17 protein-coding genes are annotated in these 21,645 nt (G+C 60.1%); 3 read left to right on the top strand and 14 right to left on the bottom strand.

The annotated features are described in order from the left end of the window. The 13 genes from AAZU54_RS12660 to tssB all read right to left on the bottom strand — a co-directional run. On the bottom strand, positions 1 to 1,285 hold a 1,285-nt coding region (locus AAZU54_RS12660), incomplete at its 3' end, for a T6SS effector BTH_I2691 family protein (protein ID WP_434727230.1). Then, entirely contained in the window at positions 1,282 to 2,205 is a 924-nt protein-coding gene (locus AAZU54_RS12655) for a hypothetical protein (protein ID WP_434727229.1), read from the bottom strand. The genes AAZU54_RS12655 and AAZU54_RS12660, both read right to left, overlap by 4 nt. Continuing rightward, positions 2,205 to 4,292 carry a type VI secretion system Vgr family protein gene (locus AAZU54_RS12650; RefSeq protein WP_434727228.1) on the bottom strand — a complete coding sequence of 696 codons (2,088 nt, stop codon included), beginning with the start codon at positions 4,290 to 4,292 and terminating at the stop codon, positions 2,205 to 2,207. The genes AAZU54_RS12655 and AAZU54_RS12650 overlap by 1 nt, the downstream gene beginning before the upstream one ends. A gap of 68 nt (positions 4,293 to 4,360) precedes the next feature. Continuing rightward, the gene (locus tag AAZU54_RS12645; RefSeq protein WP_312151767.1) at positions 4,361 to 4,879 is read right to left on the bottom strand and encodes an Hcp family type VI secretion system effector; all 519 of its coding nucleotides are present in this window, start codon (positions 4,877 to 4,879) and stop codon (positions 4,361 to 4,363) included. 128 nt (positions 4,880 to 5,007) lie between these two features. Beyond that, positions 5,008 to 5,814, bottom strand: coding sequence for a type IVB secretion system protein IcmH/DotU (icmH, locus tag AAZU54_RS12640; protein WP_312151768.1), 807 nt, complete (start codon positions 5,812 to 5,814; stop codon positions 5,008 to 5,010). Position 5,815: 1 nt separating this feature from the next. Then, positions 5,816 to 7,153 carry a type VI secretion system baseplate subunit TssK gene (gene tssK / locus AAZU54_RS12635; protein WP_312151770.1) on the bottom strand — a complete coding sequence of 446 codons (1,338 nt, stop codon included), beginning with the start codon at positions 7,151 to 7,153 and terminating at the stop codon, positions 5,816 to 5,818. 52 nt (positions 7,154 to 7,205) lie between these two features. Continuing rightward, positions 7,206 to 7,994, bottom strand: a complete 789-nt coding sequence (tssJ, locus tag AAZU54_RS12630) for a type VI secretion system lipoprotein TssJ (RefSeq protein ID WP_312151772.1) — start codon at positions 7,992 to 7,994, stop codon at positions 7,206 to 7,208. Next, complete coding sequence (locus AAZU54_RS12625) at positions 7,991 to 8,575, bottom strand: FHA domain-containing protein (protein WP_312151773.1); 585 nt, start codon at positions 8,573 to 8,575, stop codon at positions 7,991 to 7,993. Before AAZU54_RS12625 ends, tssJ begins: the two co-directional genes overlap by 4 nt. Further along, on the bottom strand, positions 8,572 to 9,597 hold the full coding sequence (tssG, locus tag AAZU54_RS12620) for a type VI secretion system baseplate subunit TssG (protein WP_186556822.1): 1,026 nt from the start codon (positions 9,595 to 9,597) through the stop codon (positions 8,572 to 8,574). The genes AAZU54_RS12625 and tssG overlap by 4 nt, the downstream gene beginning before the upstream one ends. Further along, positions 9,561 to 11,327, bottom strand: coding sequence for a type VI secretion system baseplate subunit TssF (tssF, locus tag AAZU54_RS12615; protein ID WP_434727227.1), 1,767 nt, complete (start codon positions 11,325 to 11,327; stop codon positions 9,561 to 9,563). The genes tssG and tssF overlap by 37 nt, the downstream gene beginning before the upstream one ends. Positions 11,328 to 11,330: 3 nt before the next feature. Then, on the bottom strand, positions 11,331 to 11,741 hold the full coding sequence (gene tssE / locus AAZU54_RS12610; RefSeq protein ID WP_186556813.1) for a type VI secretion system baseplate subunit TssE: 411 nt from the start codon (positions 11,739 to 11,741) through the stop codon (positions 11,331 to 11,333). Beyond that, positions 11,738 to 13,228: a type VI secretion system contractile sheath large subunit gene (gene tssC / locus AAZU54_RS12605; RefSeq protein ID WP_434727226.1), complete on the bottom strand. Its 1,491-nt coding sequence runs from the start codon at positions 13,226 to 13,228 to the stop codon at positions 11,738 to 11,740. Before tssC ends, tssE begins: the two co-directional genes overlap by 4 nt. Before the next feature lie 54 nt (positions 13,229 to 13,282). Beyond that, the gene (gene tssB / locus AAZU54_RS12600; protein WP_434727225.1) at positions 13,283 to 13,786 is read right to left on the bottom strand and encodes a type VI secretion system contractile sheath small subunit; all 504 of its coding nucleotides are present in this window, start codon (positions 13,784 to 13,786) and stop codon (positions 13,283 to 13,285) included. A gap of 354 nt (positions 13,787 to 14,140) precedes the next feature. On the opposite strand from tssB, the gene vasI reads away from it, so the two are divergent. The 3 genes from vasI to tssM are packed head-to-tail and all read left to right on the top strand — an operon-like array spanning position 14,141 to position 19,857. Further along, positions 14,141 to 14,773, top strand: a complete 633-nt coding sequence (vasI, locus tag AAZU54_RS12595; RefSeq protein ID WP_434727224.1) for a type VI secretion system-associated protein VasI — start codon at positions 14,141 to 14,143, stop codon at positions 14,771 to 14,773. Beyond that, positions 14,761 to 16,215 (top strand): type VI secretion system protein TssA, encoded by a 1,455-nt coding sequence (gene tssA / locus AAZU54_RS12590; RefSeq protein ID WP_434727223.1) that lies wholly within the window; start codon positions 14,761 to 14,763, stop codon positions 16,213 to 16,215. The genes vasI and tssA overlap by 13 nt, the downstream gene beginning before the upstream one ends. A gap of 9 nt (positions 16,216 to 16,224) precedes the next feature. Then, complete coding sequence (gene tssM, locus AAZU54_RS12585) at positions 16,225 to 19,857, top strand: type VI secretion system membrane subunit TssM (RefSeq protein ID WP_434727222.1); 3,633 nt, start codon at positions 16,225 to 16,227, stop codon at positions 19,855 to 19,857. Between the two features lie 68 nt (positions 19,858 to 19,925). Here tssM and nhaA read toward each other — a convergent pair whose 3' ends face one another. Continuing rightward, complete coding sequence (gene nhaA / locus AAZU54_RS12580) at positions 19,926 to 21,116, bottom strand: Na+/H+ antiporter NhaA (protein ID WP_186556782.1); 1,191 nt, start codon at positions 21,114 to 21,116, stop codon at positions 19,926 to 19,928. Positions 21,117 to 21,645: the final 529 nt, after the last annotated feature.

The raw sequence follows: 21,645 nt of genomic DNA, 5'->3' as shown, positions 1-21,645 counted from the left end.
GCAGCCACTTCAGCCAGAGCGCTGCGCTGCTGCCCGCAGCCGGCTGCGCCTCGCGGTTGGCGGTTGGCGCTTCGCTGATGCCGCCGGCCAGGCACAGCGCCATGGTCTTGCAGTAGGCGATGCCAGATTCGCGATCATTGCCGTCATAGTCGTATTGCTCGATACGCTTGAACGTCGGGCTGGCGCACAGCGACGCGTAGAACCTGGCATTGAGGTCAATGTAATGTTGGTACTGCGCCTCCTGGCGGTCGTACTCGGCTTGGAAGGCGGCGCGCATCGGTTCGTGATAGCGCTGCTCGAGCCGCTCGTCGCTGTTCTGCGCCGTGTAATCGACTATTCGCTGGCGCTCCACCGCAGGGTCGACGAACAGCGGTGGGCCATCGCCGGTCTGCGCGTCGAACGCTGGCGTCTGTTGCTCGGCCCACTGTCGGTGCATGGCGCGGATGCTCAACAGCAGTTGCGAGGTTTGCAGTTGATAAGCCCGCAGCGGCTCTTCACGCCATCGCTGCCGGGTGGTGATCCAGTTCAGCCGCGCATGGTTGAACTCCTGCACCATGCCAACCGTGTCATCGAGGTCCAGGGCGAGCACGCCGTGCTCCAACTGGTGCTTGGCGATGGCGTTGAGCACATAGCCGCGCAGCGCAGTCTGGCGCAGGAAGCGGCTGTGAAAGCCATGCACGCTGTCGAAGTCGCCGGGCAGTTGTTCGGCGTATTCCAGGACTTGGCGATCGACTTTGAGGGCGTCCGGGGTCATCGCCAGGCCCAGTTCGCCAGGGGCATTGCGCACCTGGGCCAGGTCCAGCACCTGAAAGCGCTCGGGCGGGGCCTTGCCATCGCGGTAGGCATTGAGCACGCTCGGCGGCCAGGCATCGCTGGAGAAGGCAATCCAGGCGCTGCTGTAGGTCTTGCTGTCGAGGGTGAGGAAGGCAGACGGGATGTCGTGGTCTTTGCCCACGCACCGTTTGGGCAGCGGCCGTGGCGGTGCCGGTGGGGGTTCGAGCGGGTTGAAGCGGCGCAAGTGAGCGTGTTCGGTGACCTCGAAGGCCTGCCAGACCTTTCGGTCGAGCAGCACATACAGGTAGCCCATGCGCAAGGTTCGCAGGCCCAGGCGGGTTTCCACGGGTTTGCCGTCAACCACGGGCGCGTTGTAGGCGGGACGGGTGTCGGGCACCAGCGCCCGGCGCAGGGGCAGGATTGGCAGGCCTTGGCGTTCGCAGGCCAGGCACTGGTCGGGGGGCATCGCCGACTCGGCGATGGCGTGGGCGATGTGCCGGCTGATGGTCATGAGTGCACCTCGACTGCTGGCAAAGTGGTTGTCACGTGTTTCCAGTTCGCATTGGTGTATTGAGCGAACTGCTGCCCAAGCGATCGCTGCCCCTGCGCAGCGCTGTCGATCATGGCGCGAACGCTAGGGTGGTTAGGTAGCGCCGGGTGCAGACATAGCTGGTGCACCGCCAGGTTGAGAATGTCGTCGACTGCGCTCAAGCCGAGCGCTCGCGCGTGACGGATATGTTCGGCCGCCTGCGTGGCCGCAAAGCGGGTGATGGGCGTGAGTTGTTGCGCCAATGGACCTGTACGCAATGCTCGCCAGCTAGCCAGCACTGCCTCGATCAACGCCGTTTCTTCCTGGCCATCGCCAGCGTTAGCGGGAATCGGCCGGCGGGGCTGAGCTTCGCCGGTTACCCGAGCAGGAGCGCCGCCGCTGGTTAGAAACAGCCAATGCTTGATTGGCCACCAGTGGCCCTGGTCCGCTTGAGCGAAGGCTCCGGCGTACAGCTCAAACCGCACCGGTTCGAACAGCGGGTAAAAACCTACTGCGCCGGCACTGTTCTGCATTTGCCCCATGGACGACAGATAACCGGCAGTCGCAGGGGCGGGTGCGCTGCTAAATAGCCACGCGCATACCTGGCGTTTACGGCGCCGCAGATCCCTTATCGCGGCGCTTGCTGTCTGCTCAAGCAAGCGCTGGCAAAGGCTGTTACCGGGGGATGCCAGGCAGGCCAGGATCGGCAAAGTTTCAGGAGAGTGGGCGAGGTCTGCACGCCAAACCCGGGTCAAGGCACTTTCGCCCAATACCTGGCGCAAACTGCCCAAAAGCGTCTGATCACTGGTAGCGGCTATCGCCAACGGGTCTAGGAGTACGTAGCAGTACAGCTGGGGATCGTGATGTTTGCCGACGTACTCGATCAAGGCCTGGGTGCTCATTAGGCGTTTTCCTCGCACCGGCTGCCTTCGTCAGCAAGCAACTCCACGATCACGCTGTTACCGGCACCGGTGGTACTGGCTTGGGTCGGACCCTTGAACGTGAGCGTCAGGCCATCGAGGGTGATGCCGTGTTGATCCAGAATGATGCTGCCGCCGGGGCTTTTGAACTCGATCCGCTCATTTACCTGTAGTTGGTAGACAGTGGTCTGATGATTGACACCCTGACCGACGCTCACGGTCTGCCGGCCGTTGACGACCAGCTCGTTATCGCCGCCAACTGTTTGGTAGTGATTGGCATGGGTTGACTCGCGGCGCTCGTTACCCACCTGCTCGAGCAGATCCTGGCCAATGCTCACTTGGCATGTTCGACCTATGCTGTGGCTATGATCGCGACCCGTTTGCTGTCGTAGGTCGTTACCCACTGCGGTTTGCTCATCGTTACCCACGCGCTCGACACGGTTGCGGCCGATGCAGCTTGTTTCGTCATTACCTACGTGGTTGTTCTGATCCCTCTGCGCATGAATGAACACCTCCTCATGCCCCAGCTCATCCTCGAAACGCAGTTCGTTGAAACCTTGGCCCTTGTGGGTCTGGCTTTTGATGGTCATGCGCGTCTTGTGCTTGGGCAGCTCGTACGGCGGTAGCTGGTTGGCGCAGTAGGTGCGGCCGGTGATCAGCGGCTGGTCGGGGTCGGCGTTGACGTAGTGGATGATCACTTCCTGGCCGATCCGTGGGATGGCCATCGCGCCCCAGCTACCGCCGGCCCAGCCTTGCGAGACGCGCACCCAGCACGAGCTGAACTCATTTTCCTGGCTGTCGCGGTCCCAGGGGAAGCTGACCTTGACCCGGCCCCATTCATCGCAATAGATCTGCTCGTTGGCCGGGCCGACCACGGTGGCCATGTGCGGGCCGTCGATATGCGGCTTGGGCAGCAGGGCGGGTTTCCACTCGATGCGCCCGGGAATCAGCGTCGCCTGTTGCAGGTAGCGGGTGCCCTGGTCGGCGCCCACCGCCTCTTGCTGCAGGCTGGTGAACTGGCAGCCCTCGTGGTGCACGCCGATCACCCGCCAGTGGGCGTTGAGGTCTTCGCGCGGGTGGTCGATCAGGTTGAAACTCAAGCCCGGTTGCAGGCGCACATCGTCGCCTTCGACCTGGGCGATGCGCGCATCGTGGCGCAGGGCGGTGAGGCGGTTGTGGGTGAACGGCTTGCCGACCACATCCCGCTTGTAGCGTCCGGGATAGTCGAAGCGCTCGTAGGCCGGGGACTGGTGCTGCAGGTCGCTGGCCGTGGCGGCATGCTCCTGGCGGTAGGCGGGGTGCTTGAAGCTGTAGTCGCGCTGCACCTGGCGGGCGCTGCGCACCTGTTCGCTGTAGCGAAAGCGGTGCAGGGCAGGTTTGGCCTGATCGCCGCCGCCGTTGGGCTGGTAGAGCACGGCGATGGGGTCGGCGTCGGGCGTTTCGACGTCATCGACGAAGCCTTCATCGTCGTCTTCGGCCTTGATCACGCTGCGGCTGATCAGGCCCATCTCCAGCAGGCGGTCGGTGATGATCAGTTGATGGCCGGTGGCGCTGTGCTCGAAGCTGTAGATAAAGCCTTCTTCGGCGGCCAGGCGGGACAGGAAGTCGAGGTCGGTTTCACCGGCCTGGACACAGAATTCGCGAACCTGATGGTCGAAACAGGCCACCAGGCTGACATTGCTCAGCCGCTGGGCCTGGAACATCAGCTCAAGGATTTGCGGCACGGTCTTTTGCTGGAAGGTCCGCCAGTTCGAGCGCAGGCTGGCGCGGGCCAGCTGTGGTTCGACCAGCGCCTGGTAGCGGGTGCGAGAGAAGCCGCTGTCACCCTGGCTGAAGCTGCTGACCAGGCCGTGCACGTAGCGCACCGGGCGTGGGCCGTGCCAAATGGTGAACAGCACAGGCTGGTCGAGCAGCTGGGCAAAGTCGACGTCGGCGTCTGCGCTGACCAGCTCCAGGTTGAGCTTGAACGGGGTGCTCAAGGCTTCATCGAGAGTGAACGAGACCACCTCGAATGCGGCGTCGCCGACCAAGGGTTGCAAGCTGTAACGAAGATCGGATTGGCGGGGCATACAAGTCCCTGTGCGCGGTCTGAGAAAGAAAATGCCCGGGCAGGCTGACCCTGCCCGGAGCACGGCTGTCAGGAGGCGATAGGTTTGCGCCAATCGTCAGAACCCTCGGTCCCCGAGGTTTCGTGGGTCCAGGTGATTTTGCGATAGGACAGGGATACTTCGATCAGTTGGGTGTAGTTCTCGTTCTTCATGTTTTGTACGTGCGGTAGCACGGTGTTGATGTCGACGATGGTTGCGTCCTCAAGCTTGGTCGTGAAGAAATGCTCCTGTTTGCCCTCCACTGAAGTGCGGTACCAGTTGATCTCGACGGTTGGCAGCATTTCTCCGCTGGCCAGTGCGCCATACATCAGCGGCGTGGCTTTGTTCAGCGCGCTGGTGAAGGTGAAAGGCTTGTGCACCCGTTGGCCGGCAGGTTGACCACTTTGCGGGTCGGTCGGGACGCTCACCTGGTGTTTGATTTCCTGTACCAGGATCTCGTCTTCATGACCCTCGACAAAGACGTTGCCGACCGAGTCGGAGGTGAAGGCTCCAGCAGTGATGTTGCCCTGGGTTTTGCCTTCGATCTTGATGTAAGCGGGTGTTGGCATGGCAGACTCCTGTGTCCATGTAAAAGCACGCAACCCTCAGGGGCAGGCGTGGCCATCGCGGGTCGATGGGCTTGTCAGCAAGGCATGGGCCTTGCTAATTCGTTGAATTCCAATCACGTGCTTGCCGGTCACTGCAGGATGCCGTTGAGCGACTGCAGCACCTCGGTGGTAATCACATGCAGGCGGTAGCTATAGAAGGTGTACAGGGCGGCAAGGGCGACTGCGCTGATCACCAGTGGGCTCCACCACGGCCATTGGCGGTTCATCCGAAAGTTACGCGGCGCGACATTGGTCAGTGGGTCGCTCAAGTACTCCGGGACCGGGCCTCGCAGTTCGCGAATCTGCCGGTGTAGCTTGACGATGAGGTTCTGCAAGGCCTCGTCGCCCTTGGGCAGGATGGCGTATTTACCCTTCAAGCCCATGCACAGGCACAGGTACATGAACTCCAACACCTGCTGATAGCGCTGCGGTTCGAGCATCATTCGCGAGAGCACGGTAAAGAACTTTTCCCCGCCCCAGGTTTCCTGGTGAAAATCGCTCAGCAGCGGCTGTTGGCTCCAGCTGGAGTTCTTGCCCCAGGGGGTGCTCATCACGGTTTCATCCAGGTACAGGCACAAGGAGTAGGAATAGGCCAGCATGTGCGCAGGCTCATAGTTGTGCTGGCGCAGCTCTGCCAAGACGCTAGTGATCTGGTTGTGGACGTCCTTGTACAACTGCTTGATGTCTTGATGATCGTCCAGTGTCTGCAAGCGCATGGCCAAGCCAAACAAGGGCATTGCCGCATCGATCATGAGGTTGCTGAAGGCGCCGCGCAGTTGAAATTGCGGGTCAGCTGGGTAGCCTGGGTAATCGGCTGGGGCCGCGCTATGGGGTTGTTCGAGCAGCCCGTGCAACTCGGTATCGATGGCGCCAGGGGTACTTTTCTTGTCGCTCATGTCATTCGCTCCTGATCGCCCAGAACTGCAACTCAAGCCCTGGGAACTCGCCGGCGATGTGCAAGCCAAAGCCGCTACTGTCGTTCATCACCTGCCAGGCCGGATTGCGTCGATCCAGCTCGAAGTAACTAAAGCCTGCATGGAACGGCAGCTCGCGTGGGGCTACCGGGAGCGGCAGCAGGGGAATACCAGGCAATTGCAGCGGCACCAGGTCGGTCAGTGCTTCAAGTGAGGTGACCTTGGCTTTCTGCGTGAACTGCTGGCGCAGCGACTCTACTGGCACGCTGGCGCGTATCGCCAGGATGAACTGCGCGCTGTCCAGCAGGCGCCGGTCTTCGAGGGTTGCGACCAACACACCGTATTGGCGTTGCTCAAGCGGCAGTGACACCGCCCGAGGTTGCAGGACAATGCTCAAGGTGCGCCGCAAGGCGTCCTCCAGCGGTTTGAAGCAAGTGTGCAACGCGCTGTGCTGATAAGCCGGATACTCCTGTGGCAAGCGACTCTCATCCGTGAAGGTCACCAGTTCGCCACAGGCTTGGCTCATGGCCAGGTACAACTGCTCAGGGTGGGTATGCGGCTGTCGCGCCAGATGCTGGAAGCACGGCCACCAGCGGTTCATGGCTTGCAGCAGATTGAAGTCACTGATGTCGGCCACCCCCGACTGTCCTGACGAACCTATCCGTGCCGCAAGGTTGCGAGCGCGCTCGCGCAGGGTGTTGCAGACTTCATCGAGAAAACGTTTGAGCGAGGGCACCGCTTGCACAGAGATGCAGGTGGGGTAGACGCTTTCGTCCAGCACCAGGCTGCCGTCGGGGCGACGCTCCAGGATGCGCCCCAAGGCTAGGCGGGTGTAGGCGCTGGCGTCTTCACTGTCTCGTTTGAGTTGCAGGTTGAGCACTGCCAGATCCACAGCCGCGATGTCGCCGTCGTCGGTATGGGTATCCTTGATATCTTCGGTGTTGGCGATGTAGCGATAGTTGGCGCTGCTGTCTGGCCAGCGTACTTCACGGCCGCCGTCGCTGCGCAGTGGCAGGCACAGGTACACGTCGTTCTGGTGCGTGAGGTTGTCGATGATTTCCAGCGGTGCAGGAGGCGGCAAGTCGCCGGGGATGTCGAACACCGTGCCGTCGGGCATGACGCCCCGAGCCCGGGTAATGGCGATCTTGCCAAAGCATAAGTACTCCTGATTCAGCTGCAATTCGCTGAACCCATAGAACGAGCTATTGAGGCTGCTCAGGCGCTGGTGAACGGCGGCTTCGCTGGCCCTCGCCAACTGCTGAAAGTGTTGCGGCTTGACGAACAAGCCTTCGCGCCAGACGACAGGGTTGCGTGAGCTCATGGGCGCTCCGAATCAGAAGGGAAGGTGCAGAGGGACAACAGCCAGGTGAGCATCAGCTTTCTTCCTTGAGCAGGATCTGTGAGTCGTTGATCTGTACGGCGAGCACCACCTTGCGACCCCGCGGCTGGACGCGCAGGACCTGCTTCCAGGTGGTGTCCTGTTGGTTGCTGTAATTAGCAATTACGGCAATGAAACGGGTGTCGGCATCGAGCGCTTCGAAGGGCACGAACTTGAACTGACCTGGCGTCAGGAGATAGTCGTCGTCACGTATGTAAGTGCTGCGCAGGGCCTTGGCCGGGTCTTGTTCCAGGCCCGAAAAGACGGCGTTATGCAGCAGTGAGTCGTCACGCAACTGGAAGATCTTGATGGCGATGGGCGTGGCGATCTGCTCAGCCGATACCGTCTGCGGCTGCGCCAGGCTCAGGTGCACTGCCGGGTCGTCGTAAGTGCCTGGGCTGCTGTCCTCCATGGACGAGCGCGGCAGGGTTGGTTGTTCCTGTTCCTGTTCCTGCTCTATAGGAGACACGGCTGGAAATTGCTCTTGCAGATACGCCAGCAGTACTTCGACCTTTTCAGTCAAGACCTGTGGGTTGCCAGCAGTGAGACTGACTGCATAGGGGCTTGGCTCCAGTACTGCATCGGCAACCGTGGCATCGAGGCTTCGTGGGTTGCCATTGAGGGTGGGGCTGGCATACAGGCTGAAAGCAACCTGGGTTGGCTGATCACTCGCAGCGCCCACCGGTATGCTGGGGTCCATCAATACCTGGCCAACCTTGCTCAAGACCGTGCAGCCCAGCAGGGGTAGAAACAGTGCAGCGATTATCAGGGGACGCAGCTTCACAGCTTTTCCCCTAGGCGGATATTGGTCATGGTGGTGTCTCCTGCAGGGTGCAAAGTAGATGGGGCTTCCAGTGCCAGTAGGGGGTCGCAGCCACTGTCGGCTTTGAACGCCTGGCAGATGTCGAGCACGGCGGGACAGGTGGGGGCTGCTGGCTCCAGGTCCAGGGTGCCGGCCGGCAGATCGTTCACCAGGGCATCCAAGAGGCGCTTGCCCGGCTCGAACAGTTCTTCCAGGGCGCCGCGACTGGCCTGCTGGCTGGGTGGGTCGCGGTGATAGTGGACCAACACGCGATAGGCGCCGATACGCAGGCAATCGCCTTCCTGCAGGCGCACCGCAGCTGTGCCTGCAAGGCTCATCTGGTTGTCATTGAGGAAGGTCTGGCCACAACGATCAACGGCGCAAAAGCTCTTTTCACGCCAACGAATCTCGCAATGGATGGGCAGAATGCGCCGCTCGCGATCGATCAACAGCCAGTCGGCGCCGACGCTGCCGAGCGTGCCGCCGCGGTTGTCGAACTGATGGCTGACGGTGACGCCATGCTGCAGTTGATCGGGATTGCTGATAGTCAGGGTCATCTTCATGAGCGCACCCTGATGAGTACCTTGGGGCTGGTCGCGCCGTGCCGATCATCGATAAAACTGGTCCAGCCCAGGTGGCTGCCTTGCGAGCGGCTCAAGTTGAACGGCGGCAGTTGCTGCTGTTTGAGGCGTAGCTCCAGGTCGTAGGCCAGGCCATCACGCAGGAGAAAATCAATCAGCGCCCGCAAACGCCCAAAATTGATACCGCTGGGCAGGAAGTCGCGTAGTTGGGCTTGGTCAAGATCACCAATCAGAATGGCGAACTTGCTGCTGCGGGTTCGGCTGCGATCACCGACAATGAAGGCGCTGCCCAACTGGCCATTGGTCAGGCCAAGACTGACCCTCTGGCGGACATCGAATGACACCGAGCGCTTTTCGAATTCGCGGATCTGTACCTGCCGCAGATCAAAACAGTGGGCGATGATCCCGGCCACCGTGCCGGGGGCGCGGCTGCGGCTGGCAATCACCCCGGCAAAGCTGAGCAGGCGGCTCCAGGGCAATGCCGTATCCACCCGCAGTTGCTCGTTACCCAGGCCGATCAAGGCGTAGATATAGGCAGAAAAGTGGTCGCTGGCTTGGGTCTGGAAGCGGATGTAATAGCGGTACTTGCGCCAGATCCGGTGGAGCAGGCTGAGCAAATAGTGATTGAAGAAATCGAAGAATGCCGGGCGCACGCCTTTGCCCTGGGCATGCTCGTAAGCGAGCTGGTCCAGGTAGTAGCTGGGCAGCGGTGAGTCTGTACCGTGCAGCCCCAGGAAGGTGGTGCAAACCCGGTAGCGGTCATCGTTGTCTGCCCGCTGCGGCAGGCGCTGCGCCTCCAGCACGTCGGCCACCGGAAAGGTCAGGCGAGGGTCGCTGCCAAGGCGTAGCCGCGGCTGCGTAGCATCTGCTGGCCTATGTGGCTCAAGGTCATCATCGTGCAAGCCATGCAGCCTCTCCAGCAATTGGAAGAAATTGTGCAGATGAGCTTCGGCGAGCAGCGTGTCGGCTAGATCAGCGGTTGTCTGCCGGTCAGCAAGGGCCATGTGTAGTGCTCGTTGTTGGTGGTGTTGATCACTTCCAGTTGATGGAAGGAATTGATGCTGGCGTAGAGGGCAAAGAAGTGCGACAGCACGCAGCCGAACAGGTACAGGTCGCCTTCGCAGCGAAAGGCGTCCTGATCGAGTTGCAAGTGTGTGCGCAAGCCGCGTACGGGCAGGCCCTTGATCAGCCAGTCCAATGGTTCGGTCTTGGCATGGCCAATGCCATCGAGGCGCTTGCGCGTGGCGCGTGCCTGCTGAATGTCATGCAGGGCAGCGAAGTCGTAGGCGCCGAGCACCGCCTTGAGCGGTTCGGCCGAGAGCAGCGAGAGATAGTTCAGCGACAGGTTGGAGATCAATGTCCATTGCAGCTGGCCATCCAGTACCGGTCGGTACGGCCGGGTCGGTCGGCAGATGTTGCGGTAGCTGGCCAGCGGTGGAGTGGCCTCGGTGGTGACACTGATATCGCCAATGCCCAATGCCAAGGGTAAATCCCGATTGGTACAGGTCAGGTCGACCGAGGCGGTTTCCAATTGCCCGACATACAGGCTTTCGTCAGCGCGGACGAACGCCATGCGGTGCACCAGCCCGTCGCCGCGCAACGACTCTTCAACCCGGCAGCGGTAATACAGCGCGGTGCGTCCCTGGGCGTGTTCGATTTCATGGGCGAACGATTCAAAGGGTTGGAACACGCGTAGCTGCTCACCTCGGCTGCCATCTGCGGTTACTCGCCAGCTGGCCACGCGGTCGACGCTGAAGATCTCGTAGGCCTTCGGGCGCTGACCACTGGGCGTCAGCCGCTCCTGCTCGGCCTGGCCAGACAAGTCGATGGGTTCGGCGCTGTGCTCGAACAGGTTGATGGCCGGCGTGCAGAACAAGCTGAAGTCAGCTTTGCTGATACGCATCGAGCCGGGCAGTGGCCGGGTGAAGTGAAATTCGATGCGCACCCTGCGGCTGTCCTGGTTCGGCCACAGCTGGGTGAGGCCGGTCAAGCTGAAGAAGTGGAAGCGCTGCGGGAAGACAAAGTACTCCTGCACAATCCGGTAGCCGTCGAAGACGTTGCGCGGATAAGGCAGCAAGGCCTCTTCGGGGCTAAAACCGGGAAAGCTGACGGTGCAAGCCGGTAGCCTGCGCACTTGACCGTTGATGATCACGCTGATGTTCTTCAGGTATTGCGATAGCCACAGGTACAGCATTTGAGCGCTGCCATGATCGCCACTGAGGTGGAAGTCCAAGCTGTGGCAGGCCAGGGTGTTCAGCGGGCGCTCAACCAAGGTGTTCAGGTCAATGGCAACGCTGCAGTTATCGAGTGTCTGTGTGGCACTGGCCTGGTGGATCTCAAAAGGATGAAGTGTGACCTCGGTACAGGTTCGATACTCGCAAGCGATGCCGTCCACAGGGCGGGAAAACAGCCGTGAGCCCTTGGCTACGCGTTGTGACTCACTCAGAGACTGCTCCAGCGGGGTGAACTGGATTATCGTTGCGCTGGGCAGCGGCCGTAGGTAATTGGGCCACAGCATCTGCAGCATTGAATGGGTCAGCTCTGGCAGGTCATCGTCGAGTTTCAGGCGCAGTTTTGCCGTGAGAAACGCGAAGCCTTCGAGCAGCCGCTCGACATCTGGGTCGCTACTTTCTTTACCTAGATATTGCGCGAGCTGCGGGTTGTCCCGAGCAAAGTCGGCACCCAGCTCGCGTAAATAACGCAGCTCTTCGCTAAAACGTTGTTTCAATGGCATGGGTTACCTCACCCGGGTGTAGCGGTTTTGGCCGTTGACCAGCAACTCGATCTGCAACTGCTCGGCACGGTTGTTTACCCGCACTTGGCAATCGAGGCGAAAGTGCAGCTCCAGCGGGGTATTGGCGTCCGGTACGCCATGCAAGGTGCGAATGCGGATGCGCGGTTCATAGCGTCCAATGGTGCGGCGGATGTCGGCACTCACTTGAGCCAGCAAATCACCGCTCCTCAGGTCGTGGCCGTTGAAGTCGCGCAGGCCCAGGTCAGGGCTGCTTTGCGAGCAGCCCTGACGAGTATTGAGCAGTGTCTCGAGGTGGTGCTTGATGGCCTCGAATGTCTGGCCTGCCTGTTCATGGCGGCATTGCTGTCGACTGGGTGGGTTATCTGCAGCCAGGCGATCGAACAGGCTGCTCATTCGGTATCGAGCCGACCGACCAGGGAGATCTCGAAATTCGCTCCCATGTACTTGAAGTGTGGCCGCACAGCCAGGGATACCTGGTACCAGCCCGGATCACCGGCAACTTCCGAGACTTCGACTTTGGCGGCGCGCAGTGGTCGACGGCTGCGTACATCGGCCGAGGGGTTTTCTTGGTCGGCGACATACTGCTTGATCCACTTGTTGAGCTCGCCTTCCAGGTCGGCGCGTTCCTTCCAGCTGCCGATCTGTTCACGCTGGAGCACTTTGATGTAGTGGGCCAATCGGTTGACGATGAACAGGTAGGGCAGTTGGGTGCCGAGCTTGTAGTTGGTTTGCGCCTGCTGGCCTTCTGGCGTCCTGGGGAACGTCTTGGGCTTTTGTACCGAATTGGCCGAGAAGAACGCCGCGTTGTCACTGTCCTTGCGCATGGTCAGGGCGACGAAGCCTTCTTCGGCCAGCTCGAACTCCTTGCGATCAGAGATCAACACTTCGGTCGGTATCTTCGCCTGCAGTTGACCCAAAGACTCGTACAGATGCACGGGCAGGTCTTCGACGGCGCCTCCGGATTGTGGGCCGATGATGTTCGGGCACCAGCGGTAGCGAGCGAAGCTGTCGTTGATGCAGCTGGCCATCAGGAAGGCGGCGTTGCCCCACAGGTAATTGTCATGCTGACCGTTGATGGTCTCGTCATAGCTGAAGCTGCTGATGGGTTGCTCATGGCGGTCGTAGACCGAGCGCAGCATGAAGCGCGGCAACATCATGCCGACATGGCGAGCGTCTTCGCTGTCACGGAACGATCGCCATTTAGCGAATCGCGGCCCCTCGAAAATGTCTTTGACCTCCTTGAGGTTGGGCAAATCTTCGAAACTGCTCAAGTTGAAGAATTCAGGGGCGGGTGCGGTAATGAACGGCGCATGGGACATTGCACCTACCGAAGCAACATAACTTAATAGCTTTATATCGGGCGAGGAGGGGCCGAAGTTGTAATTGCCGACCATGGCCGCCACCGGCTCGCCACCAAACTGGCCAAAACCTGCGGTATAGACATGTTTGTAGAGCCCGCTGCTGGTGATGTCGCCGGCATTGTCGAAGTCTTCGAGGAGTTCGGCTTTGCTGACGTGGAGCACTTCGAGTTTTATGTTTTCGCGAAAGTCGGTGCGGTCCACCAGTAGTTTCAAGCCGCGCCATGCCGATTCAAGTTGCTGGAACTCGGGTTGATGCAGGATAGCGTCCATTTGTTTGCTAAGGACTCGGTCGACCTCAGCAATCATCTGGTCCACGCGATGCTTGTTGATCAGTTGATCAGGCTCATCGCTTTTGAGGATGTTGGATATGAATGCAGCGACGCCCTGCTTCGCGACTTGATAGCCTTCTTGACTGGGAGTGAGCAGGGTCTCGGCCATGATCTGGTCGAGCAAGGTCTGGTTGCCGATTGTCTGGTCAGCACCGTCAGAGGTGAGGGTCTGGGTATTTTGGCTGGGCATGGTGACGCTCCGTTGTCAGTGCTTCATTGAGCTGATGCTCAGGTCTTGGCTGCTTCAATCTTGTTCGGTGGCTTCGATCACCAGGTCCAGCTCATGGGCAAGCTGCTTGCGTGCTTGCTCGTCAGTGAGCAGCTGTTGCAAGTGTTTGCGAAAGGCGGGGACGTTGCCCAGCGGGCCTTTCAGGGCCACCAGGGCTTCGCGTAACTCGAGCAACTTGTTCAGTTCGGGCACTTGGCGGGCGATTTGGTCTGGGCCGAAGTCATTGATCGAGTTGAATTGCAGGCGCACTGCCAGTTCAGCATCGGGGGCTGCGCTGAGGCTCGAAGGCACGGCCATGCTCAAGCTCACCGCAGCCTCGCTCAGCACGCTGTTGAAGCTGTGCTTGTCGATGCGCATGAGCTGGCGATCTTCCAGAGTGCGTGTATCGATCAGGCCGAAATTGCCCAAGACCAGCATCTTGTGGGGCAGTTCTATTTCGGCCTGCTGGTCGCCTGTGGCAGGTACGTATTTGATGTTGATACGTTCTTTGGGTGCAACGGAACTTGAGCTTTTAGCCATGCGCTACATTAACTCCCTGTTAAGTTTGTAGGATGTTTCTTACAGTGCTTCCTGTTAGGGTTGCTTTTGTAGGTTTATTCTGACAGTTGATGTTGCATTTGTACTTATTGTTTATTTGAGCTTTTGCTTTGTATTTAAACGATGCATGGATGAAAGTGGCTTGGTCGAGTTTAAAAGTGTAAAGAAATATTTGTTTGTGGCCTGGCCTGAATCTGCTCTAAGCTCTGCGCTTGTCGAGTTTTCTAGCTTTGTACGCGGCGCATTGCTCTTCAGGTAAATGCTTTGGAAGTGTGCGTCCGTATGGGCGTATGAGAGTGGAGTAGAGCTGCGGTGAACAAACAATGCACTTATGGAATGGGTGTTTTATTGTTGCTCGGCTTGGGGCAAGTGTTCGCCGAGCCTGAGCGCGATTGCACGCGAATTGTTTCCAATGTCGAGCGTTTGGCCTGTTTTGATGAGGCGGCCGGAACCCCTTCGCGGGTGCCGCTGGTAAAAGCCACGTGGTCAGCACCGGAGCTGAGCGCACCTAGCGTGGCTCGGGTCATGACCAATGAGGCCCCGCGAATGCCGGACGACCTGGCGTTTCGCATGAGCGTGCAGCGTGAGGGGCAAGTGGGGCAGACGCGACTGGTGATTTCGGCGCCTGCGATCGCCGCGGTCGAGCCGCGGCCCTACCTGGCCATCAGTTGCGTGCAGAACATCTCCAGATTGCAGTTGATCACCGCGCGACCTGTTGAGGGTAGCCGAGTGATGGTGCAGCTGCGCACCGAGCATCGGGCGACCGGTGCGCAGCCCTGGCAAGTCATGGAAAACGGCCAAGTGTTGGATGCTGGCCGGGGTCTACCGGCCATTGAGCAGATCAAGGTGTTGATCGGTGCCAAGCGGATCCACATCGTCAGCGATCATACGGCGCTCGATGGGCTGAGTTTCGATGCTCAAGGGCTGGACCCTTTGATTGATCAGGCGCGCCAAGCATGTCGTTGGTAGCCAGGGTGTCGAGCGATGACATCGCCAGGCTGCTGGCGCCCATTGACCTCAAGCTTGCCGCGGGTCTGTTCGATATCGAGGATGAGACCTACCAGGCGATCGATCAGGAGATGGTCAAGCTTGGCGGATTGCATGAGGGGGCTATCGATTGGCCATTCATCGAGGAAGCCTCCCGTCAGTACCTCAGTAGCCACTGCAAGCATTTGCGTATCGTCGGCCATCTGGGTGTCGTGTGGTTGCGCAAGCGCTGCTGGGAGCACTGGTGTCACACGCTGCAGTTGCTGGCGGGCATGGTTGAACACTATTGGGAAACCGCCCATCCCAAGCCCGGCCCAACGGGATTTCTGGGCAAGCGCAAACTGGTTGGTGTGCAGGTCAAGCGATTGACCGAAGCGCTGCCTCAGCTCGACCGCTTTAGCTACACACCGGCCTGTGCCGAAACGGCGCAGAAGGCAATTGCCTCCCTGTTGCAACAGGCGGGCTCGGCGCAGCTTGATCTGCCGGCGTTGCAGGCGCTTGAGCGCTTGCTGGTAAAGCACAGCGACTCTGTCATTGGAGTCGGTAACGAACCTGCTGGCAAGCCTGTTTCACCCGCCCGCAATGCTACCCCGCTCGCTGAAGCATTCCTCCCGGCCAAGACCACCGTGTCGCTCGGCAATGAGCGCGAAACTCGGCGCGCGGTGCTGAGCATGGCCGAGTTCATCAATCAGCAAGACCTGTATGACCCGACCGGCTATCAACTGCGAAGGTTTGGCTTGTGGGCGCACATCCAGGCTGCGCCGGGCGCCAGGCAGGATCATCGCACCGAACTGATGTCGGTCCCGGCAGACATCGTCAGCGGATACGAGGAGGCGCTGTCGAGTACCGCTATTGATCCGGCCCTGTTGCTGCGAGTGGAGAAAAGCGTCACTGCCTCGCCGTATTGGATTCGCGGCAGTTTCCTCGCTGCAAGCATCGCATCGCGTTTGGCCATGGCTGAAGTCGCCGAAGCGATCCGCTGCGCAACGGCTCGCTTCGTCCGTCGCTTACCCGCCGTGCAACAGCGGTGTTTCAGCGATGGCGTAGCGTTTGTCGATGAGCAATGCCTGGCATGGCTCAAGGGCGCGGAAGCATCGCCTGCCCAGGCCGCAGGCTCGCAAGAATTTTCTGGGCTGCGCGAAGCGTTGGTCGAGCAGATGGAGGTTGAAGGGGTGGAAGCGGTGCTGTTGCGCCTACAGGCCCTGCAAGCACAGCACAGTTCGCCGCGCGAGCGCTGCCATACCACGCTGATCGCTGCCGATCTGCTCGGTGCCCGTGGCGTGTCTTGGCTGGCTCACGACCTGTGTGCCAGTGTCGCCCGGACCATGCAGGCCACCACCGCCCAGCTGTGGGAGCCGGAGGTTTATCAAAAGCTCAAGCACTACGCAGGCACATCATCACTGATTGACCAGGACAAGGAGTAGCAGTCCCTGATGAGCACATATTGGAGACATCTGAAACGTTGGGGCTTGCCGCTGGCCACCCGCGCAGGGCTGGCCATGCCGCTGCTGCTCGCAGTGGGTGGGGTATTGTTGCTGGTCGCCATCTGGTGGCTTGGCCCGCAGTGGACTTGGCGTGGGCAGCAGCCACTGGCCAGTCTTGCGCACCGCAGTATCGCCAGTTTGCTGGTGGTACTGGTGCCCTTGCTGTGCGGGTCGCTGGTGCTGGGCGCGCGCCTGCGTGGCTTCCAAGCACAGCGTCAGCAGGAGGCCGCTGTCGAGGCAGATCCGAGCCTGTCGTTCGTGCAAGCACAGGAGCGAGCGCTCGATCGAGGGCTGGCAAGCTATCTGGACAATGCCGGCGGCCGTCGTGCGCTCTATCAGTTGCCGTGGTATCTGGTTGTCGGCGAGCAAAACGCTGGCAAGACCAGCTTCATCACCCGTTCCGATCAGCATTTTTCTCTGACCCGTATCAGCAAGGCGCAGGCCCTCAGTCGCCAGGATGACGACCTCGCCTATCCAGTGGACTGGTGGATCAGGAATGAAGCAGTGATCATCGATCCGCCCGGCGAACTGATTACCCAGCAGTCACTTGAGGGCCTTGTGCCTGACGCTGACGGCAAGCCGTCAGCCGTCCTGCCTGCGGGCACTCAGGCCAAGCTCTGGCTGCACCTGCTGGATTGGCTGGCGCGCAAGCGCAGCCGTAGAGCCTTGAATGGTCTGCTGCTTGTGGTCGATCTGGCATCGTTTTTGCATTCGACGCCCGAGCAGCGCATGGCTTTGGCTGATGTGCTGCGTACCCGCCTGTATGAGGTGAGCCGTCAGCTGGGCTCACGTTTGCCTTTGTACGTGGTACTGAGCAAGTTCGATCTGCTTGACGGTTTCGATCAGCTTTTTGCGCGCATGAGCCAGTCTCAGCGAGAGCATATGCTTGGATTCAGCTTCAAGCTCGATGCCATTAGCTCATTCGACGCGTGGCTGGATGAGCTGATCGCCCATTACGATCAGTTGATCGAGATCGCCCAAGAAATGGTGCTCGATAGCATGAGCGGCTTGAGCAGTGCTGAGCAGCGCCAGCGGCTGGTTTCGTTGCAGGGGCAGTTGATGGGGCTGCGCCCGGCATTGATGACGTTCCTTCGACACGCATTGGCCAGCGATCGCTTCACGACGCCGGCACTGGTGCGCGGACTGTACCTGTCTTCGGTGTTTCAGCAGGGAGAGATGAACAACGCGTTTGTCCGCGAAGCGGCGCAACCCTACAACGTTCTGCCACCGCTGAGCGATGGCAAGCCGCAAGGCAAAGCCCTGGTCTATTTTGCCCAGCAGGTGTTCAAGCGGGCGATATTTCCCGAAGCGGGATTGGCGGGTGACAACGTCAAGGTCGCTCGCGACAAACGCCGTCTGTTGTGGCTGAGTTCGGGCGTTGGTGTGCTGGCCTTTGCCGTGCTTGGGGCAAGCTGGCATCGCTACTTTGATCACAACCGGGACCAAGCGATCAGCGTGCTGGCCAAGAGTCAGGCGTTCAGCGATGGCGAAGTCGATCAGCGCCTGGATCCTACCGGCCGCAACCTGCTGGTGCCTTTGGATCAGATCCGGGATGCCGTTTCGGTGTTTGGCGACTATCGCGCTGCGTGGCCGGTGGTGGCCGACCTTGGTCTCTACCAGGGCCGTGCAATTGGTCCGATGGTCGATCAGGCATACCTGACGCTACTGTCGCGGCGTTTCCTGCCGGCCCTTGCCAGTGGGGTCGTCGACGCGATGAATGCCGCCGCCGATGGTAGCGAGCAACAGATGGCGGCGCTCAGGGTCTATCGGATGATCGAGGACCGGCAGAACCGGCGAGCGCAGTGGGTAGAAGATTGGATGGCACACCAGTGGCAATCTGCCTACCCTGGGCAGGGGCAGCTACAGCGTGACCTTATGCGGCATTTGCAGTACGCCTTGGCCTACGCCGACACCGATCTACCGCAGTTCCGTCAACGAGTCAGTGAACTCCAGCAGATACTGGGTAAAGTCCCGCTGGCGCAGCGTGTCTACGCAAGCCTTAAGCGGCAGGCTCAAGATCAGTTGCATACAGGCTTGGATTTGCGCCATCAGATAGGGCCTGCGTTCGACATCGTCTATCAGCCAACCTCAGCAAACGTGGCTGCGAGCGACGGCATCCTGCTGGCGCCATTGCTGACGGCGAAGGGTTTCAGGGACTATTTCGAACCGCACAGCGAGCACATCACGGACATGGCCATGATCGACCAGTGGGCCCTGGGTGAGCGGCGTCAACTGGACTACTCCGCGGCCGACCGCGCTGCATTGACTGAGAAGATCAGCAGCTTGTACCGCGCTGACTACATCGACAGTTGGCGCCGGGCGTTGAATGAGTTCGCGGTGACGGACTTTCACGACTTGAGCCATGGGGTGTCGGTCCTCGACCAGATCACAGGACCGGCAGCGCCGCTGCGCCGCTTGTTGGAGACTGTACGCGATAACACCACCATCGACTCGTTGACCGCCGCGCAGTCCAAGCAAGCAGGGGCTATCACGGCACTGGCGGGAGGCGGGGAGCCTGCTCAGCAACAGGCCGGAGGAATACGCAGGGCGTTTATAGGCTTGAATGAAATGCTTGAGGCGAGGGGTGAGCGGCCAAGTTATTACGACGAAACCCTTGGCGCGATCACCGCGCTCTATGACTACGCCAAGGCCGTGCAAGATAGCCCCGATCAAGGCAAGGCTGCCTTGCAGGTGGTGCTGCAGCGCTTTTCGATGAAGGGACCTGATCCGATTGCAACCCTGCAGCGGGTCTCAACCGGCCTGCCTGAGCCCATCCGCCAGCAGGTTAAAAAGGTCGCCGAGCAAACTGCCCAAGTGTTGGTAATCGAAGCCTTGCGAGAGCTGGAGCGGCGTTGGGATGCTGAGGTCTACAGCTTCTTCCAGCAGCGGCTTGCGGGGCGTTATCCATTCGTTGCACGAGCCCCCGATGCGGCGTTGGATGATTTCGAGGCCTTCTTTGGGCCCAAGGGGCGCCTGCAGCAATTCCAGGATCAATACCTTAAGGTGTTTCTGAAGGACAACCTCGATGCACTTTATGCCGACAATCGTGGCGGCTACCTGATACGCACCGATGTCATCGAGCAGTTGGAAGTAGCAGATCGAATCCGCGAAACCTTTTTCGATCACCGAGGCAATTTGAGTGTGCAGTTCAGCATCGAACCCTTGGGGCTCAGTGCGAACCAGCGTACCAGTGTGCTTGACCTGGATGGCCAGCTGATTTCCTACACCCATGGTCCTAGCTTGATCACCGGGGTGATCTGGCCCAATACCTTGAACCCGCAGGTGCGTAGCAACCTGACCTTGCTCAAGCTCAATGGCAACAGCAGCAGTCTTGAGTATCGTGGCCCGTGGTCGATGTTCCGCTTGCTCAGTCGGGGCGCGCTCAATGGGCGTACGGCGACCAGTGTCGACCTGAGCTTTCGTACAGGAGACGGCATGATGCGTTATCAACTGAGTTCGGAGAAAGCATTCAACCCGATCACCCAACAGCCGTTCAAAGGCTTCCGGCTACCGCGCACCTTGCTTGAGCAAGGTAGCCCGCGGGTGGTTCAGGCTGGGTTAACCAGCAGTGGCGTACGCTAGGCGCAAGAAGCGAGTCGAAAGCAAAACCGGGCCATCAAGGCCCGGTTTTTTATCGTGTGATAGACCACTTACTCGGTTGTCTTCGGCGCCCAGCGCAAGATCACGCAAGCGATCACCGCCGACAGCAACGACCCCAGCAGAATCCCGATCTTGGCCTGATCGATCAGCTCCGGCTGCCCTGGAAACGCCAGCTCGCCAATGAACAGGCTCATGGTGAAGCCGATTCCGCAGAGCATTGCCACCCCGTAAATCTGCAGCCAGCTGGCGCCCTGCGGTTTAGAGGCCAAGCCGGTTTTCACTGCCAGCAGCACCCCCGCGAACACGCCCAACTGCTTGCCTAGCAACAAACCCAGGGCGATCGCCAGTGGCAGTGGTGCCAGCGCATCGCTCCAGCTCAGGTTGGCGAACGAAACACCGGCGTTGGCAAAGCCGAATACCGGCACGATCAGGAACCCCACCCAGGGCGCGATGGCGTGCTCAAGTTTGAGCAGCGGGCTGTCGCTGGCGCCTGCGCTGTACGGAATCAGCAGGGCGCCGACGACGCCGGCAATGGTCGCGTGGACACCCGACAGCAAGGTGAAGTACCACAGCGCCGCAACGCCGATCAGGTAAGGCCACAGTGTCACTACGCGCATGCGGTTAAGGCCCAGCAGCAGGGCAACGATGCCCGCTGCAGCGCCCAAGGCGAGCAGGTCGATCGATGAGGTGTAGAACAAGGCGATGATCGCCACCGCGCCCATGTCATCGATGATCGCCACCGACACCAGCATCACCTTCAACGACAGTGGCGCGTGCTTGCCGAGCAGCGCCAGGGCGCCGACGGCGAAGGCGATGTCGGTGGCGGCGGGGATCGCCCAGCCGCTGGCCAGGCCCGGTTCGACCGCTGAAACCTTGAGGTAGATCAGCGCGGGTACGGCCATGCCCATTAGCGCCGGCAGCGCCGGCAGGCGGCGCTGCTCCCAGGTCGCCAGGCGGCCGTCGACCATCTCGCGCTTGATCTCCAGGCCAACCATCAGGAAGAAAATCGCCATCAGGCCATCGTTGACCCAGTGGTGCACGGTCATCGGGCCGAGCTTGTCAGTGAAGGTCGGGCCTACCGGTAGATGCAGCAGGTGTTGATAGGCGCTGGCCCAGGGGCTGTTGGCGATGACGATGGCCAGGGCGGCGGCGAGCATCAGCAGCACGCCACCAGCAGCCTCGCTGGCCAGCAAGCGCTGCAGCAAGGGCCGCCGCTCGGCGGTAGGTAGGGAAACGTTCATGGGAAGGTCCTCGTTCATGGATTCGCCCTCGATGCCGCTGCGGTTGGCCAACTAGCGAGCACAGCAAAGCGCTGGCGGGGGTTGACCCGAACCAGTGCGGCGGTAGGCGAGAAGAAGGGAAGGGGCGTGCGCAACCCAGCTAAAAAAAGCGGGAACGGAAAACGCCATAGACATTGGACAGCTGCGTGCAACATGGACGGACTCTCGGAAAACAAATGAATGTTCTCCGTATTCGGGATGGCTCCCGGGCGCACGCAGCACACGCCAGGCGGCAATTTTACAGAGTATTGGCGGCAATGTTCCAGTTTAATGCATCGAAATGTTGCTAATAGCCGGTTTTGCTCAGCAGCGGTTTATCCCTAGGCACGTGCGTTAGATGCGCTCCTCAAGCCGTCACGGGTCAGCAGTGGCATGAGCTGGCTCGAACTGGGTTGCTTGACCTTGCTTGTTAAAATGCATATTAGGTTATTCCTAAAATCAATTTAATTAATTACGCAATGCTCTATAGAGTCTGTTCCAGACAGCTAGT

The sequence above is a fragment of the Pseudomonas sp. Je.1.5.c genome (genome assembly GCF_051129895.1).
Taxonomy (GTDB): Bacteria; Pseudomonadota; Gammaproteobacteria; order Pseudomonadales; family Pseudomonadaceae; genus Aquipseudomonas; species Aquipseudomonas urmiensis.
Note: the sequence above shows the minus strand (reverse complement) of the source record. Positions and strands in the feature narration are given on the sequence as shown.

Coding starts and splice junctions, on each gene's coding strand:
- tssA (WP_434727223.1), top strand. CDS start 14,761: ATGTCGTTGGTAGCCAGGGTGTCGAGCGATGACATCGCCAGGCTGCTG.
- icmH (WP_312151768.1), bottom strand. CDS start 5,814: ATGAGCGACAAGAAAAGTACCCCTGGCGCCATCGATACCGAGTTGCAC.
- tssG (WP_186556822.1), bottom strand. CDS start 9,597: ATGGCCCTTGCTGACCGGCAGACAACCGCTGATCTAGCCGACACGCTG.
- tssF (WP_434727227.1), bottom strand. CDS start 11,327: ATGCCATTGAAACAACGTTTTAGCGAAGAGCTGCGTTATTTACGCGAG.
- AAZU54_RS12625 (WP_312151773.1), bottom strand. CDS start 8,575: ATGAAGATGACCCTGACTATCAGCAATCCCGATCAACTGCAGCATGGC.
- AAZU54_RS12645 (WP_312151767.1), bottom strand. CDS start 4,879: ATGCCAACACCCGCTTACATCAAGATCGAAGGCAAAACCCAGGGCAAC.
- AAZU54_RS12655 (WP_434727229.1), bottom strand. CDS start 2,205: ATGAGCACCCAGGCCTTGATCGAGTACGTCGGCAAACATCACGATCCC.
- nhaA (WP_186556782.1), bottom strand. CDS start 21,116: ATGAACGTTTCCCTACCTACCGCCGAGCGGCGGCCCTTGCTGCAGCGC.
- tssE (WP_186556813.1), bottom strand. CDS start 11,741: ATGAGCAGCCTGTTCGATCGCCTGGCTGCAGATAACCCACCCAGTCGA.
- tssB (WP_434727225.1), bottom strand. CDS start 13,786: ATGGCTAAAAGCTCAAGTTCCGTTGCACCCAAAGAACGTATCAACATC.
- vasI (WP_434727224.1), top strand. CDS start 14,141: ATGGGTGTTTTATTGTTGCTCGGCTTGGGGCAAGTGTTCGCCGAGCCT.
- tssK (WP_312151770.1), bottom strand. CDS start 7,153: ATGAGCTCACGCAACCCTGTCGTCTGGCGCGAAGGCTTGTTCGTCAAG.
- AAZU54_RS12650 (WP_434727228.1), bottom strand. CDS start 4,292: ATGCCCCGCCAATCCGATCTTCGTTACAGCTTGCAACCCTTGGTCGGC.
- tssM (WP_434727222.1), top strand. CDS start 16,225: ATGAGCACATATTGGAGACATCTGAAACGTTGGGGCTTGCCGCTGGCC.
- tssC (WP_434727226.1), bottom strand. CDS start 13,228: ATGCCCAGCCAAAATACCCAGACCCTCACCTCTGACGGTGCTGACCAG.